The 17477-nt window shown below is 24.9% G+C and carries 16 protein-coding genes; 9 read left to right on the top strand and 7 right to left on the bottom strand.

Features of this window, described 5'->3' with window-relative positions:
• Positions 1-14 precede the first annotated feature (14 nt).
• From ACICQF_RS04425 to ACICQF_RS04415, 3 genes are read left to right on the top strand one after another with little or no spacing between them, the layout of a single operon-like run.
• Positions 15-1730 carry a hypothetical protein gene (locus ACICQF_RS04425; protein WP_395472922.1) on the top strand — a complete coding sequence of 572 codons (1716 nt, stop codon included), beginning with the start codon at positions 15-17 and terminating at the stop codon, positions 1728-1730.
• Between the two features lie 51 nt (positions 1731-1781).
• Positions 1782-2201: an HIT family protein gene (locus ACICQF_RS04420; RefSeq protein ID WP_395472921.1), complete on the top strand. Its 420-nt coding sequence runs from the start codon at positions 1782-1784 to the stop codon at positions 2199-2201.
• Positions 2202-2225: 24 nt separating this feature from the next.
• Entirely contained in the window at positions 2226-2588 is a 363-nt protein-coding gene (locus ACICQF_RS04415) for a hypothetical protein (RefSeq protein WP_395472920.1), read from the top strand.
• 252 nt (positions 2589-2840) lie between these two features.
• Here ACICQF_RS04415 and ACICQF_RS04410 read toward each other — a convergent pair whose 3' ends face one another.
• On the bottom strand, positions 2841-3797 hold the full coding sequence (locus ACICQF_RS04410) for an IS30 family transposase (RefSeq protein WP_395472919.1): 957 nt from the start codon (positions 3795-3797) through the stop codon (positions 2841-2843).
• A gap of 909 nt (positions 3798-4706) precedes the next feature.
• On the opposite strand from ACICQF_RS04410, the gene tkt reads away from it, so the two are divergent.
• Entirely contained in the window at positions 4707-6713 is a 2007-nt protein-coding gene (tkt, locus tag ACICQF_RS04405) for a transketolase (RefSeq protein ID WP_395472918.1), read from the top strand.
• 13 nt (positions 6714-6726) lie between these two features.
• Positions 6727-6963, top strand: a complete 237-nt coding sequence (locus ACICQF_RS04400; protein WP_252319938.1) for a YneF family protein — start codon at positions 6727-6729, stop codon at positions 6961-6963.
• Between the two features lie 348 nt (positions 6964-7311).
• Here the strand turns inward: ACICQF_RS04400 and ACICQF_RS04395 are convergent, their stop codons facing one another.
• Entirely contained in the window at positions 7312-8262 is a 951-nt protein-coding gene (locus ACICQF_RS04395) for an IS30 family transposase (protein ID WP_395472917.1), read from the bottom strand.
• A gap of 66 nt (positions 8263-8328) precedes the next feature.
• Between ACICQF_RS04395 and ACICQF_RS04390 the strand changes: the two genes are divergently transcribed.
• The gene (locus ACICQF_RS04390; RefSeq protein WP_395472916.1) at positions 8329-8712 is read left to right on the top strand and encodes a hypothetical protein; all 384 of its coding nucleotides are present in this window, start codon (positions 8329-8331) and stop codon (positions 8710-8712) included.
• Positions 8713-8913: 201 nt separating this feature from the next.
• Here ACICQF_RS04390 and gatB read toward each other — a convergent pair whose 3' ends face one another.
• The 4 genes from gatB to ligA are packed head-to-tail and all read right to left on the bottom strand — an operon-like array spanning position 8914 to position 14130.
• Positions 8914-10353 carry an Asp-tRNA(Asn)/Glu-tRNA(Gln) amidotransferase subunit GatB gene (gene gatB, locus ACICQF_RS04385; RefSeq protein ID WP_395472915.1) on the bottom strand — a complete coding sequence of 480 codons (1440 nt, stop codon included), beginning with the start codon at positions 10351-10353 and terminating at the stop codon, positions 8914-8916.
• Positions 10346-11818 carry an amidase family protein gene (locus tag ACICQF_RS04380; RefSeq protein WP_395472914.1) on the bottom strand — a complete coding sequence of 491 codons (1473 nt, stop codon included), beginning with the start codon at positions 11816-11818 and terminating at the stop codon, positions 10346-10348. The genes gatB and ACICQF_RS04380 overlap by 8 nt, the downstream gene beginning before the upstream one ends.
• Entirely contained in the window at positions 11808-12122 is a 315-nt protein-coding gene (gene gatC / locus ACICQF_RS04375) for an Asp-tRNA(Asn)/Glu-tRNA(Gln) amidotransferase subunit GatC (RefSeq protein WP_395472913.1), read from the bottom strand. Before gatC ends, ACICQF_RS04380 begins: the two co-directional genes overlap by 11 nt.
• On the bottom strand, positions 12115-14130 hold the full coding sequence (ligA, locus tag ACICQF_RS04370; protein ID WP_395472912.1) for an NAD-dependent DNA ligase LigA: 2016 nt from the start codon (positions 14128-14130) through the stop codon (positions 12115-12117). Before ligA ends, gatC begins: the two co-directional genes overlap by 8 nt.
• A 346-nt stretch (positions 14131-14476) precedes the next feature.
• Here ligA and ACICQF_RS04365 point away from each other — a divergent pair, with 346 nt between their 5' ends.
• On the top strand, positions 14477-14713 hold the full coding sequence (locus ACICQF_RS04365) for a hypothetical protein (RefSeq protein ID WP_252319187.1): 237 nt from the start codon (positions 14477-14479) through the stop codon (positions 14711-14713).
• Between the two features lie 61 nt (positions 14714-14774).
• Here the strand turns inward: ACICQF_RS04365 and ACICQF_RS04360 are convergent, their stop codons facing one another.
• Entirely contained in the window at positions 14775-15467 is a 693-nt protein-coding gene (locus ACICQF_RS04360) for a superoxide dismutase (protein ID WP_395472911.1), read from the bottom strand.
• Between the two features lie 185 nt (positions 15468-15652).
• On the opposite strand from ACICQF_RS04360, the gene ACICQF_RS04355 reads away from it, so the two are divergent.
• Entirely contained in the window at positions 15653-16729 is a 1077-nt protein-coding gene (locus ACICQF_RS04355) for a CPBP family intramembrane glutamic endopeptidase (RefSeq protein ID WP_395472910.1), read from the top strand.
• Positions 16730-16740: 11 nt separating this feature from the next.
• Entirely contained in the window at positions 16741-17421 is a 681-nt protein-coding gene (locus tag ACICQF_RS04350; RefSeq protein WP_395472909.1) for a pseudouridine synthase, read from the top strand.
• The last annotated feature ends 56 nt before the right edge of the window (positions 17422-17477 follow it).

The raw sequence follows: 17477 nt of genomic DNA, 5'->3' as shown, positions 1-17477 counted from the left end.
GGGAGGTATTAAAAATGAAAAAGATAAAAAAGATTTTACCATTATTAACTTCAGTTACTCTTTTATCTGGCCCTGTATTATTATTAGTTGCTTGTGATAATGAACGTGATATGAGTAATTTACCTAGTGGTAAAATTCCTGATGATTATAAAAATCGTGTATTATTTAATTTTTTAGGAGTAAATTTTAATGAAACGATTTCTGCTCAGTTTAAGAATACTTATTCACAAGGTCTTGATTTTATTTTAAAAGATGTTGAAGGAACAATTGCTCAGCAAAAATTTTATGAATTTTTTCATAAGAAACTTCATTATAGTGAAGACACAAAAAATGCAGATGGTACTACTGCAATAATAGGAGAAGCCAATAAAGCTTTTATAAAACTTAAAGATGATTTAGGATTAAGTTTATTAACTCAAAAGTACTTAAGTGGTATTAATACAGCTAATTCACTAGATAAAGTATCAGCAGCAGATAATAATGAGTTATTATTTCAAAATCAAAGTTGACATCAGGATGGTACAAGTAAATTTAATTATCAAAATGTAGATTTTTATAAAGAAAAAAATAAAGATACTGGTAAAGTTAATGATCCTGATCAAATATTTACTCCTGATAGTTTATATAAAGATTATGGTGATAAAGATGCTGCTTTTGATGAACAATTAGCTGCCATTGCTAAACATCCAGATGACAATTATAGTAATGAAATTGGTAAATTATTACCAAATGATGCTAAAAAATGAAATAGTAGTGCTGGTATTAATAAAACACAAAAAAGTCTTTCTGGTACTGATATTCCAACTTATTCAAAATATTTAAAACGTTTCCAATGATGATTACGTTTTCGTTATCAACAATATTATCAATATGAAATTTTACCAGCATTAAATCAAACTTTATTTACAATGTCTTATATTTTAGACAATATTGTTGATATTAAAGATAATGAAGCAGGTAAACCTATAATTTCAACCCAAACAAATAACCTTTACATAAGTCAATTACAAGATACTACTGGTTGACAAAAGAGTAACTATAATGTAAATTGAAACTTTACTACTGATTTAGCAAATGCGCAAAGCATTGATAAAAAATGAAATAGTAGTCCTTCTGAACCTCCAAAGTGAGAGTCAATTGTTAAAGATGATGATTCAGGAAAAGGAAAAACTTTAAATTCTGATTTTTTTACTCAATTAACAAGCGGTAATGCCTCAACTATTAGTGAAATTGATCCTAATTTTGGTGCTAATGGTTTCTTAAGTACTGCAACTAATAATCAATTGGCTGCAGGTTGAGTATCTAATGGTGGATTACATTACACTACGAATAATAATATTGCTACATTTACTTACTCTGCTCCTATTTATTTCCTAAACCTTCTACAAAATTTAGATTTTAGTTTTTTAAGTAATAAAAACGAAGGCTGAGTTCCAGAAATTAGTAATTTAATTCATTCATGAAACATTAGTGGTAATGCTAGTCTTAAGACAGATTTCTCTAAGTATATAAGAGCTGATGGTAAGGAAAGCACTATTACCCAAGAAACAAAGTGAAATATATTTTGACAAATGTTATATTCTATATCTGCTAGTGATTCTGCAACTAAAGATTCACCAGCAGCTGAAAACTTTAAAATCGCTGCCCAAAATTTATTTCCAACATATATTCCAAAAAATAATATATATGAAGAAGAGTTTTGAAATAAGGTAAAAGAGTTTTATCCATAATAATACTTAATATTTTAAGTTATACTTATAAAGTAAGTTGAGGTGAAATATATGACAAATAAAGCATGCATTTTTTGTACAATTATTAAAGATACAAATAACTTAATTTTTGAAGATACAAATACAGCAGCATTCATGGATATCAATCCCGTAACTAAAGGACACATTCTAGTAATTCCAAAGCAACATTTTGAAACTTTTATTGATACTACACCTAAAATAGTGAGCGATGTTAGTATCACAACTCATAAAATTGTTAATTTGTTAATAAAAACTATTCCCGAAATTAAAGGATTTAATATTTTAACTAATAATGGTAGCGAAGCATTTCAAGAAGTATTTCATTATCATGTTCATATTATTCCAAAATATATTCGTGAAAAAGGGTTTTTAATTAATAGGACAAAAGAAAATGTTACAATTGATGATATTAATAATCTTAAAAAAATACTAAAATCACAATTAATGTAAAACAAATATTTAAGGAGGAAAAAAATGAAAAGTCTTAAGTTATTAACTTTACCTAAAATATTAATGCTAATTGGTGCTGTATGAATTATTGTTTTTAGTTTATTGTATGCAACGGGAGTTATAACTTATAGTTTCTATGGCTGAAATGAAAATGGAGCTACATTAGTTATAATAGGTATTATTTATATTCTAATACCATTTTCAGTTAAACCCGGATTATGATCAAGACTATGAGCACTATTTATATCATTTCTTTCAGTTATAATAGTTATTGGTTTATTTGTTGGCAAAGATGTAGATTATAAGTCAACATGAACTTATATTAATGCTTTACCACATATTATCATGGCGTTTGGCTCTATTTTATGAATATTTAATAGTAAATAAGTCATAAAATAATTATTAATAACTTAAAATATTGGATAATATATTGTCCAATATTTTTTTTATAATTTTGGTTGAAAATAGTATTAAATCAATTTTTAATAAATAATTAATAATATTTTTAGAGTTTATTTTCAACATAAATAATAAGAAAAAAATATTATAATAGTTATTATTATCAAATTTTATAAAAATTATTAATTGATGAGTGGCATAACTACCTTTTTGTTTGCTAAATTGTAAAGGTAAGTGCAACTAAATTATTTTTCTATCCAAATATTCGATTGGTGAAAGATAATTTAATATTTTTCTCGGTCTTTGATTTAAAGACAATATAAATTTATGAACTTCATTTTTATTAGTTTTTGAAAAAATAAATTTTTTAGGAAATTTTTCTCTAATTAAACCATTAGTATTTTCATTAGTACCTCTTTGTCAAGGTGAATATGGATTGGCAAAATAAATTTTTACATCTAAATTTTTTTCAAGTTGTTGTCAATTTGAAAATTCTTTGCCACGATCAAAAGTAATAGTTTTAACAATGTTTTTAGGAAGAATTGATAAATAATAACTGACATTTTTATTAATAACTTTAGTAGTTCTGTTTTTAACTAATATTGCTAAAGTAAATCGTGATACTCTTTCAACTAAAGTTATTAAACATGATTTGCTTTTACCTCGTGATGATACTATAACTATAGTATCTCCTTCTCAATGACCAAGTGTTATACGATCATTAACATTTATATCTCGTTCTTTAATTGATTTACCATTAAACTTGCCACGATTCTCTTGAGATTTTCGTTTTTTACATTTTCTTCTTAAATTTTTACTAGTAACTTTATCAAGCATTCCAAAATAAATTCAAGTATAAATTGTTTTAAAACTAATAACTCACTCTTTATGAAAATTTTTAATTCTGCCATAAATTTGTTCAGGTGATCAACCTAATAGTAATTTTTGTTGTACATATTTTACTAAATTCTTATTTTTAAACTTATGAAAACTAATATGTGATTGTTTTCGATTTTCAGCTTTATTTTGTGCAATTAATGAAAAATAATGATTATTATCTTTATTTCTATTAATTTCTCGAATAATAGTACTAATACTTCGATTAAGATTTTTAGCTATTTCACTAATTTTAAATTTAAATTTCAATTGATTCTCAATATAAATCCTTTCATCTATGCCAAGATGTTTATAACTCATATAAAAACTCCTTACTTTTTTCTAAACTAAATTTAGCATTATGAAATTTTTATATGAGATTTTTTTCCAATTTTATTTACTTGCACTTACAAGTATAATTCAGCTTTAGAAGAACAAGAAGAACTTGAAAAATCAGTACCATTATCCTTACAATCAGAAGAAGTATCTGAGAAAGAAAGAGAAGATATTGATAGAGCGATTGCATTGTCATTGCAAGACCAATTTAATGTAGAACAAGAGCAAGAAGATATTGATAGAGCGATTACATTAGAGGCTTTATCAATTAAAAAGACAGGAAAGAAATAATAAAGCAATTGGTTTATATTTAGAAGAACAAGAAGAACTTGAAAAATCAGCAAAAACACAATCAAATTTAATGTAAGTAATCAAAAAATCTGAAATAGAAGAAATTAAAGTTTTAGAACAACAAAAAATAAATAAAATTTTAAATTTCTTAATTAAATTAGTAACTTTTGGAAAAATTAATAAAAATAAGAAAATTGAAATAGAAATTAGTCAAAAATGAAAAAAATATCAGAATCATGTAGTAAAAAACCAAAAACAAATCCAACATTATTTTCAAAATAATCTGGAAAAGATTTTAATAAACAACAAGTAAACAATGAATCAGCAAACCTACCATTAATAAACTTAAATAAACCAAGAACATCACAAATGTAAAATATTAAGAAAAGAGTTATCTTATTTAAGATGAAATATTATTTTTTTATCTTGGGGTGACCTTTTCTTTTTTAATTTGTTCAAAGATTCAATTTAGTTAAAATAAAATTATATTTTTTGTCATTATTATTTATACTTTTTTAATTATTTTTAAAAAATTACCTATTTTATTAAGAATATTGTTAATATTATATTAAATAATAACTATTAAAAATTTAAGGAGAAATTATGGAAAATAAAATTAATTTAGATAAATTAACTATTAATTCAATTCGTATGTTAGGAGTACAAGCAGTTAATGCTGCTAAAAGTGGCCATCCTGGTATTGTTTTAGGTGCTTCACCAATGACTTTTTCTTTATTCAAAAATCATTTATCTTTTAATCCAAAAAATCCAAAATGATTTAATCGTGATCGATTTGTTTTATCAGCAGGTCATGGTAGTGCTTTATTATATTCAATATTACATCATGCTGGTTATAAATATACAATCAATGATATAAAACAATTCCGTCAATTAAATAGTAATACACCTGGTCATCCCGAATATCATTTAGACTATGGAGTAGAGATGGCTACTGGACCATTAGGTCAGGGTATCGCTAATGCTGTTGGAATGGCGCTTACTGAGAGTTTTCTTAGTGCTAAATATAATCAAAAAGATCTTAATATTATTGATCATTATACATATGCAATTTGTGGTGATGGTGATTTACAAGAAGGTATTGCACAAGAAGCACTTAGTTTTGCTGGACATTTTAAATTAAATAAACTAATTATTTTATATGATTCAAATGATGTTCAATTAGATTCATCTGTTAAATTAGTATATTCAGAAAATTTAAAAATGCGTCTTCAAGCATTAGAGTGAAATTATTTAAAAGTTGAAGATGGTGAAGATGATAAACTTATTTCTGAAGCTATTAAAAAGGCAAAAGTTAGTGATAAACCAACTTTAATTGAAATTAAAACTATAATTGGTTATGGGGCTATTAAACAAGGAACACCGAGTGTTCATGGCTCTCCTTTAATGGAAGATATTAAAACAGTTGCTAAAAATTTAAACTGAGAATATCCTGAATTTACTGTTCCAAAAGAAGTAAGTACTTACTTCACACAAACAGCACTTAATCATGGTTCTAAAATAGAATTAGTTTGAAATCAAAAAGTTGAAAAATATGCAAAATTATATCCAAATTTGTATAAAGAAATTAAATCAGCATTGAAAAATGAAATTTTTAATGAAGATTATCAATTAAATAAAATTGATTGAACTTCAATTATTGGGGTAAATCCACAAGCAACAAGAGTAGACTCTGGTAATATTTTAAAACTTTTATCAGCTCATTGTCCAACATTAATTGGTGGTAGTGCTGATTTAGCTGGCTCAACTAAAGCATTAGTAACAGACAAAGACTTTCTACCTCTTGACCATTCAGGAAGACATATTCATTATGGAGTAAGAGAATTTGCAATGGGTGCTATTGTTAACGGTATGACGTCACATCAAGGCACAATTCCTTTTGGTTCTACTTTTCTTGTGTTTAGTGATTATCTAAAGCCTGCATTACGATTAGCAGCTTTAATGTCAATTCCATCTTTGTTTATTTTTAGTCATGATAGTATCGCAGTTGGCGAAGATGGTCCTACCCATGAACCAGTTGAACAACTAACAATGTTAAGAACTATTCCTAATTTTAATGTAATTCGCCCTGCTGATACAAAAGAAACAATTGGTGCATATTTAATGGCATTATCTAGTAAAACTAACCCTAGTGCTATTATTATTACTAGACAAAATTTACCACAACTTGCAAATAGTAATATTGAGGCAGTTCAAAAAGGTGCTTATGTTATTAGTAAAGAGAATAGTAGTAAAGCTTTAGATTTAATTATTATTGCTACCGGTAGTGAAGTTTCATTAGCTATTGCTAGTCAAGAACAACTATGAAACGATCAAAAACTTAATGTTCGTGTAGTTTCAATGCCTTCTACTTTTATTTTTGATAAACAAGATAAAACATATCAAAATAGAATTTTACCTAATGATATTATAAAAGTTGCTATTGAAATGGGTTCTAAAGATAGTTGATATAAATATGTTGCAGGTAATGGCTTTGTTATTGGCGTAAGTACTTTTGGTATTTCTGCTCCTGATAAGGTAGTACTAGAAAAATACGGCTTTACATCAAATCAAGTGTGTGATAAAATTAATAAGTTTTTAAACAGTAAGTAAGGAGAAATTAATAATGATGGTTTGGTGAGCAGTATTAATCATTGGCATTGCTAGTGCGTTAATTGGTGGATTAGTTGGTTTTATTGTTACTAAGAAGATTTTCGAAAAACAATTACAGAAAAATCCTCCTATTAATGAAAATATGATTCGTGCAATGTATTTACAAATGGGGCGTAAACCTACTGAATCTCAAATTAAATCAGTAATGCAAGCAATGAAACGTCAACAAAGTACTACTAAAAAACGATAATTTTTATTAAATATAAATTGTAAAATAGTTACCATTATGGTAACTATTTTTATTCATTATATTTTGATAAATTTAATGTTTTATATATCCACTTGTTGATGGCTTATTTTGTGGATAATTTTCTTCTTTTAATTCTTGTTTAATTTTTTTCTGTCATTTTTTTCTTTTTCTTGATTAATATTTAATTTATTAATGTTACATTTAAATATTTTCTTTATTTTTTGTTCAATTTTTAAAATCCTTTTCTTATCAATTTTTAATCCAATTAATATTAAATTTTCTTTTATATTTTTTACTGAATTATTTGTATTTAAATGTATTAATGCTAAATTGTAAAGGTAAGTGCAACTAAATTATTTTTCTATCCAAATATTCGATTGGTGAAAGATAATTTAATATTTTTCTCGGTCTTTGATTTAAAGACAATATAAATTTATGAACTTCATTTTTATTAGTTTTTGAAAAAATAAATTTTTTAGGAAATTTTTCTCTAATTAAACCATTAGTATTTTCATTAGTACCTCTTTGTCAAGGTGAATATGGATTGGCAAAATAAATTTTTACATCTAAATTTTTTTCAAGTTGTTGTCAATTTGAAAATTCTTTGCCACGATCAAAAGTAATAGTTTTAACAATGTTTTTAGGAAGAATTGATAAATAATAACTGACATTTTTATTAATAACTTTAGTAGTTCTGTTTTTAACTAATATTGCTAAAGTAAATCGTGATACTTTTTCAACTAAAGTTATTAAACATGATTTGCTTTTACCTCGTGATGATACTATAGTATCTCCTTCTCAATGACCAAGTGTTATACGATCATTAACATTTATATCTCGTTCTTTAATTGATTTACCATTAAACTTGCCACGATTCTCTTGAGATTTTCGTTTTTTACATTTTCTTCTTAAATTTTTACTAGTAACTTTATCAAGCATTCCAAAATAAATTCAAGTATAAATTGTTTTAAAACTAATAACTCATTGTTTATGAAAATTTTTAATTCTGCCATAAATTTGTTCAGGTGATCAACCTAATAGTAATTTCTGTTCTATATATTTTACTAAATTTTTATTTTTAAACTTGTGAAAAGAAATATGTGATTGTTTTCGATTTTCAGCTTTATTTTGTGCAATTAATGAAAAATAATGATTATTATCTTTATTTCTATTAATTTCTCGAATAATAGTACTAATACTTCTGTTAAGACTTTTAACTATTTTACTAATTTTTATTTTAAATTTCAATTGATTCTCAATATAAATTCTCTCATCTATGCCAAGATGTTTATAACTCATATAAAAAATCCTTACTTTTTTTCTAAATTAAATTTAGAATTATGAAACTTTTATATGAGAATTTTTTTGCAATTTTATTTACTTGCACTTACAAGTATAATTCAGCATTCAGCAGATATTAAAGATAAATTAGAAAAAGAATTAAAAGCTGATTATCAAAATAATAAACTTACTAATTTTAAAGTTCTTTTAGAAATACCAAAAAAAGCAAATTTTAAAATAGCATCTTTAGAAAAACAAATTACTAATTTAGAAATTAAGCAATATGAATTACATGTTCAAATGCAAACATTACAACAAAAAAATAATGAATCAAATTTGAATCAAAGAAATATTAATAATCAAACAATAACTATCCAATTAAATAAACCAGAATTGACAAATAAAACATTAGTTAATAATTTAACAATGTCATTACAATTTTTAAAACCAACAAGTAATTTTAATTAAAATTAAGAAAGTTACTTAAAAGAATAAAAATAAATATTTTATTAAAATATTCATTAATTGTTAATAAGACAAATGATGATTTAGTAATTTAAGGAAATTTAATTGAAAATGTAGATTTTAAATAAAATATTAGTATATAAAATTGATAATAAAAATATTCAAAGTATAATATAAAAATTCTTAATTAAAAATTGATTGAAACTAATTATAGTTTTCAATCAATTTTTTTAATATTTCTTTAGAAACTTGTGGATTTGCTTGTCCTTTAGTTAGTTTCATTAATTGACCCATAAAAAATTTCATTGCTTTTTCTGGATTGACTTTATAAATAGTAATCATGTTTTCATTTGCTTTTAAAATTGTGATTAATATTTTTTCTAAATCATTACTATCACTTACTAAAGTAATACCTAATGTTCTAATAAGATCGGTAGGGCTTTTTTCACTATTAATCATAATTGCATTTAATAACTGTTTACTTTGTTTATCATTAATTTTTTGCTCACAAACCAGACTAACTAATTGTGATAGATTATTAGCAGTAAGTTCGCTGTTTTTAATAGTAGTGTTATTAGTATTACAATAAGCTTGCACAGGACCTACTAAATAATTAAAGGTAGGTAATGCTAAATTATTAATGGCAACTGTTTGTTCAAAAATAGTTAATATTTCTACTTTGTCAATTAATAAATTAATATCTTTTGTTGGTAGATTATATTGTTTTTTTAATCTTTCCATTATTTCTTTAGGCAATTCAGGAAGATTTTTAGAAATCATTTTGATTCATTTTTCATCTAGTTGAATTGGAAAAATATTTGGTTCAGGAAAATATTTATAATCAATTTTATTTTCTTTGCTACGCATGCTAACGGTTTTATTAGTTTTTTCATCAAATCTTCTAGTTTCAAGATTAATTTTTTGTTTTTTATTTAAAATATTAGTTTGACGATTAATTTCATCATTTATTGCTAAAGTAATATTATGTGTAGAATTTAAGTTTTTAATTTCAACTTTGGTACCTAAAATATCACTACCATGTGGTTTTACCGATATATTAATATCACATCGTAATGAGCCTTCATTCATTTTAGCATCACTAACTTGTAAATGAATTAATAATTGACGTAGAGTATTAATATATGCTACTACTTGTGCACTTGTGTTAAAAATTGGCTTAGTAACAATTTCCAATAAGGGAATTCCCGCTCGATTATAGTCTAATAATGTTTTTTTATTATTATGAATTTGTTTTGCTGTATCTTCTTCAATATGTAAGCGTTCAAAACTAACAATAAATTCTTCATTATTTACAACTATTGGTAATTCACCATTTGTGCCAATTGGATGAAAAAATTGTGTGATTTGATAACCTTTAGGTAAATCGGGATAAAAATAACTTTTTCGATCAAAACGTAAGAGTTGATCAATATTCATTTTTAAAGCAGTACATGTTTGAATTGCCATTATAATAACAGCTTGATTAACTGTTGGTAATGTTCCTGGATATCCGCAATCAATGGCATTAATTTGAGTATTTGGTTTTTGACCAAAAGTATTGGCGGCGTTGGAAAAACATTTAGTTTTAGTTTTTAATTCACAGTGGATTTCAATACCTATTACAACATCATATTTATTATTCATGATCATCACCTAGTAGTTTATTATTAAAATTAATTTTTTTACTTAAAAATGAAGCAATATTCAATATAACTTGATCATTGAAAGGTGCACCATTAATATTAAAACCAATCGGTAAACCATTAACAGTAGTTAATGGAATATTAATGCTTGGTCCACCATTTAAATTAGAAAGTAGTAGTAAGTCTTCTAAATAATCATGTTCACTTTTAATAACTTTTTTTTGTTCTAATACATCTTTAATTTTTGGAGCTGGATTAATATTTGGCATAATAATGAAAGCATCATATTTTTTAAAGATAGTATTTAAATGTTCAACAATTAATCTTCTTACTTTTTTAGCTTTGTTAAATAATTCTTCTTGATAATTTTCAGATAAAGCATATGCACCAATAATGTATCTGCGTTTTACCATATCACCGAAACCAAATGTTCGTGAATTTGTCATAACTTCTTGATAATTTTTACCATTTTTACGAACACCAAAATTAATACCAGTTAGATTTGCGTGGCAACTAGTTGCTTCAGCAAAAGAAATAATCATATAAACTGGTAATAAAGATTGTAATAATTCTTTATTAAATTTAATTTGTTGAACTTTTGCACCACCATCAGTTAAATGCTTTATTGCTTCATCAAAACTAGATTTAACTATATCATTTCACTGATAATCATTATAATTTAAAATAGCAATATTTTTACCTTCTATATTTTGATTTAAGTTTTGAGTATAATCTTTTTCTTTACTTTGAACACTAGTAAAGTCTTGTTCATCAAATAAAGCAATACTATCCAAGACAATGGCAATATCTTCGACATGATTAGTAAATATACCAACTGTGTCTAAACTTGGAGCATAAGGAAAAACACCATTTCTTGAAATTAAACCATATGTTGGTTTAAAACCAACAATACCACAATAAGCGGCAGGTTTACGTATTGAATCACCAGTATCTGTTCCTAAAGCAAATGGTACAATTCCAGCAGCGACTAAAGCTGCACTGCCACTAGAACTACCACCAGTGATATGTTTTAAATTCCAAGGGTTTAAGACATGACCAGTAGCTGCATATAAACCATCTCCACCCATTCCTAGTTCATCAAGAGCAGTTTTAGCTATATTAATGGCTTTATTATTTGTTAATAACATATTAACAGTACTGTCATAATTAGGAATAAAATTAGCAAGAATTTTTGATGAACCTGTTGTTAAGAAATTAATAGTAGCAATATTATCTTTCATTACAAATGGAATTGCTGCTAATAAATTATCATTAATTTCTTGTTCAGTAATTGATTTTGTTTGTTTAATGGCATTTTGTTCCAGTGAAGTAACAACAGCATTTAATTTTTTGAATTGTTCTAATCGTTTGTATACTAATTTAGTTAATTGATCTGGAGTAAGTATTTTTGTTTTTAATAATTCATGAAGTTGACGAATTGAAAGTTGGTGGTAATTAATTTTCATGATTAATCACCTGATTAATACTAATGTAATTATTTTCAACTTCTGGAGCAATATTTAAAACAGTTTTAGATGTTAAATGAGTTCCAACATTATCGGAACGTAATAAATTATTAATAATAGGAAATGGGTAATTTAAAGGTTCAATATCATTTGTATTAATATTTGTCACAATTTCCATTTGTTTTTCAATAGCTTTAAATTCTAGTAAAAGATTTTCACATTGTTCTTCGCTTAAATTGAACATAAGTTCTTTAGCAAATTCATGTAGCATTTTTGTTGTCATTTTCTTTTCAATTTTATCCATTTTTTGCTACCTCTTTCAATAAATTTTGTAATTGCTCTTCATTAATAATTTTAACATTAAGTTTGCGTGCTTGTGTTAATTTATTTCCTGGATTTTCTCCAACAATTAAATAAGAAGTATTATTACTAATAGTATTGGTAATTTTAGCACCATAGTTATTTAATAATTGAATGAATTCGTTACGACTTTTAGTTAAAGTTCCTGTTAAGACAAAAGTTTTACCATTAAATACTTGTGATTGGTTTTTTTGTAAATAATTAAAGTTAAGTTTAAAGTTTTGCAAGTTAGTAATTAGTTGTTGATTAGTAGGATTAAGGAAATAATCAATAACACTAGTAGCAATTGTTGGACCAATTTCATTAGTATTAGCTAGATCATCAAAGGTTGCTTCCATTAAGTTATTTAAAGTTAAATATTTTTTTGCAAGAATAATTGCTGTTTTTTGGCCAACATGGCGAATTCCCAAACCGAATAAAAGTCTTTCTAAGGAATTTTGTTTTGATAGAATAATTGAATTAGCAAGATTAGTGAAAGATTTTTCACCAAAACGTGGTAATGATAGTATTTCTTTTCGTAAATTAACTAAATTGTAAATATCACTAATAGTTTTAATTCATTTTAAATCTAAAAAACGTAATAATATTTTTTCATTTAAACCAATAATATCCATAGCATTTCTTGAACAGAAGTGCATTAATGATTTAAGAATTCGTGATGGACAATCACTATTAATGCAAAATTGATCAACTTCTGGCGGAACTTGTTCCAATTTTGTTTTACACACTGGACAATGGATAGCTTTTTTAAAAATAATATTGTTTATTTGACGATTACTAATAATTGGGGCAATTACTTCTGGAATAATATCACCCGCTTTTTTAACACTTACTAAATCATTAATACGTAAATCACGATTAATAATATAATCACCATTATGAAGTGTGGCAAAAGTAACGGTAGTACCAGCAATTATCACTGGTTGTAATCTAGCATTATAGGTTATTTTTCCTGTTCTACCAACAGTTGGAAATATATCTAAAAGCTTAGTAACACTAGTAACAGCAGGAAATTTATAAGCTATTGCTCATTTTGGTGCCTTATTAGTTCTTCCTAACATATCATAACTGGTTAGATCATTAATTTTAATGACAATACCATCAATTTCATATGGTAATGTATTTCTCAACTTTTCATATTTTTGAATATAAGTTAATACTTCTTCAATATTTTTACATAACTGTCATTGTTCATTAATTTTGAAACCATATTTTTGTAAGGTAAATAATGCTTGTTCATGGGTTTTAATATTATCATTAGTAGCATTAATATAATAGTAAAGAAAACCATCTAATTTTCTTGAATTAACAATATTAATATCAAGTTGGCGAATAGTACCGGCTGCAGCATTGCGAGGATTAGCAAAGAGTGGTAAGTTTTGTTGTTGTGGTTTTTCATTAATGCGATTAAATTCTTCTTTACTTAAATATATTTCTCCTCTTACTTCTAATTTAGAATTAATTGGTATTGTTTTTGGTATTGTTTTAATTGTCAAAATATTATTGGTAATGTCTTCACCAGCAATACCATCACCTCTGGTAGCAGCAGTTTTTATTTTTCCTTTTTCATAAGTTATAGAAATTGATAGACCATCAATTTTTAGCTCACAAACATATTCAATGTTATTTTCTGATAATGTTTTTTTAATTTGTTGATCAAATTTTAGTAAATCTTCATAGTTAAAGGCATTACCCAAACTTAGCATTGGTTGTTGGTGAAAAATTTTTGTTAAAGAATTAAGTGGTTTATTACCAACAGTTTTAGTTGGAGAATCATTACTATTAAATTGGGGATATTGTTCTTCTAATTTTATTAATCTATGATAGGCGCTATCATAAAGTTCATCACTAACAGTAGGTTTATCTAAAACATGATATTCATAATTTCATTGTTTAATTTGGTTTCTTAATTGTATTATTTCATTTTTAATATCATTATTTTTGTTACTCATATTACTTTCTCCCCTAATTGGTTTGTTAATAAGACATAATTAATTATAAATGAATTATTACTTTAATTGTAATATTGTTTTATAAAAGTATAATTTAGTAATGTAAATAAAATAAATAAATAATAATATACATTTTTTAAAAAAAATGATTATAATAAAATTAGTATTAAAAAAATAATGGCTAATTAAGTATTTAGTTTTTAAACTCCTGTTAAGTTTATTTTAACTTAAAGTTTTTTTTATATATAACTAGACACATTTTTTAATATTAACCTTTGATAAGTTTTAAGTATAGTATTAAAACTAAAAATAATTACTTTAATTTTATATGAGTTAGGAGTAAGTTATGAAAGATACATATGCATCTGTTCGTTTAGCACAAAAGCCAGAAAATGCTTTTGCTTGTCATCGATGTGGTAGGGTTATTTTAATTGCCGAATTTTTAGAAGCAAAAAATATTCAATTGAATTGTAATCGATGTGGTTTTAAAAAGCATGTTGAAAAAATTAAAATAGAAAAAAAAGCAGAAATTGAAAAAACTAGAATTGCTGCTATTTCTTCGAAAAATTCTTCTAAAAAATAATTTAGATTAGATTAATATTAATAATATTATAAAAAAAGAACTCAATTGAGTTCTTTTTTACTTATTTTTTAGTTTTTTCATTTAAATACTCTTGATAATTGTTATTTACTTGTTCTCAATTGATAACTTTTAATAATGCTTGTAAGTATTTCTCTTGTTCGTTTTTATATTGTAGATAATGTGCATGTTCTCATACATCAATAGCGATCAATGGATACATATTCAAGAATCATGGATTGTCTTGATTAAAAGTTTTGCATAGTCTTAATGTACCATTATTGTCAATTACTAATCATGCTCAACCACTTCCAAAAATATCTATGGCAGTTTTTGTTAAAGCAGCTTCAAATTTTTCATAAGATTCAAAGCGATTAATTATTGCTTTAGCAATAGCTGATTTTTCATTAAAACCTTTATTTTTCCCCAATAGTGAAAAGAAAAGATTATGATTAATTACTCCCCCACCAAATTGTCGAATGCTACTTTGTAATTTTTTTACATTACAAGTTTCTTTATCCTCACATATATCTTCTAATTTACAATAATTACTTAATAAACGATTTAGTTCCCCTTTAGTTTCAAGATTATAATCAGAAAAAACTTTCGGATGTTTATCCATCACTAATTTTAAAGAAGTTAAATATTTCTTATGAAGTTCTTCATAATGATGTTTCATTGTTTCTTGTGAAATATAAGGTTCTAAAGCATCATAATTATATGGTAAATCGATAATATTAATCTTGTATTTAGGCATTCTTTTCTATCCTCCTTTTCTTTTTAAACTCTTCACATATAAATATTGCATTACATTATAATAAATTAATGTAAAATTACAAGTTTATTATATTACAAGATTTCTCACTATATGTTATACTAAAAATTAATATTAAATACTAATTTTACTAACAAAGGGTGAAAGTTTTCGTGCAGTACTTATACATGTTTAATAAAAAATCTAATCAAATTAATGTTTCTCACAACAATGATATCATACGTAGAATTAATGTAAACCAAACTGATAACATTAATAGTAATAATTTAGAAAAAAATGAACAAAAACAGTCATTTATTGATAAATTTACTTCAAAATCACTTAGTTGTGATGACACCAATAACTTTAATTTCAAAACAGCCAGTTGGACTCTAACAATAATTTATCTTATATCTTTTATTATAATTCCAATTCTTTATAGTTTAATCAAAACTTATGCTGTAAAAGATACTAGTCAAAGTTCATTTCTTAGTCTTTTTATTTTTAGTTTATTGCCAATTTTTGGGTTAGTTGTTTCACTTGGTATTGATTGAGAAACTATGATTAAAAAAGGTGGGTGGGCTGCTTATAGTCATAGTGTGTTTGGTTTTATTAGTGTAGTATTTGTTCTTTTATTTTTTATTGCAACAAAAGTTATTAGTGGTAAAGATGATGATGTAACTTCGCTTGCTACTACATTTTTAATTCAACAGTTATTTCAAATGTTAGGATCAATTTTAGTATTAATATTTTGTAGATCATTACGTGAGAGAATTATTAATACTTTAAAAGAAGCAAAATTAGATTTAATAACTTGAGTTACCATTTTTGCTGTTATTGGTACTATTTTAAATATTATTTTCAACATAATTCCTAAATTTAGTGAATTTAATATGTTAACAAGTAATAATACTTCAAAAAATCAAGATGTTTTAAACTTATTAATGAATAGTCCATATGGCATTTTTGTTTTAGTTCTTAGTACTATTTTTATTGCTCCAATTAATGAAGAAATATCATATCGTCATGGTACTTTTACCATTGTTCGTTATCGTTGGTTAGCATATGCTGCTTCGTTAATTTATTTCCCATCAATGCATGTTATGGATAGTGGTGATTGAAATAATATGATTGGTTATTTAGGATTTAGTATTATATTACCCTTATTATTTATAATGACACGCGGTAATACTACATATACTATTGGTTTACATGCTTTTTCTAATCTAATTGCAACTATTTCTGGTTTTATTAATAAAAATTAAAAGGAGAAATTATGACTACCCTAACAATTACTGCCAATGATGCTGATCAAACTTTAATTAATTATTTAAAAAAAGTATTTAAAACACTACCACTCTCAAAAATTTATCGTTTATTTAGAACAAAAAAAATCAGAGTTAATAATAAAACTACTACTGATTTTAAATATCGCTTACAAGAAAATGATTTAGTAGTCATTTATGAAAGTAATTTAGTTGTTAACTATAAACCAGAAAAAATTACTAAAGAAGCACCAATTGAATTGTTTTATGAAGATGATAATTTTTTAATTGTTAATAAAGATCATAATATTGTTGTCCATCAACCATATGGTTCTTGCTTAGATAACATGGTAAAATATTATTTACAACAAAAATACCCGAAGAAGAAACGTGAGCAAACATTTAATATTAGTCATCAGTATCGTTTAGATAAACTAACTAAGGGTTTAATTATTTATCCAAAAAATAAAATGACACAAAACGCACTTCATAATGCTACCAAAAATGGTCAAATTATTAAAAAATATTTGGCTATTTGTTCTGGCCAATTAACTAAAAATTTAAATATTTCTGGTTATATTACTCATGATGAGTTAACAATGAAGATGAAATTTTCAATTGAACCAAGTGAACAAAGTAAAAGTTGTAGCACCTCTTTACACCAATATTTAATACTAAAGACTTTACTTTAGTCGAGTGTCAATTAGTTACTGGTAGAAAACATCAAATTCGTAGTACTTTACAATTT

Source organism: Spiroplasma endosymbiont of Nomada rufipes (assembly GCF_964277355.1).
GTDB lineage: Bacteria > Bacillota_I > Bacilli_A > Mycoplasmatales > VBWQ01 > Spiroplasma_E.
This window is presented reverse-complemented; position numbering and strand designations above follow the sequence as displayed.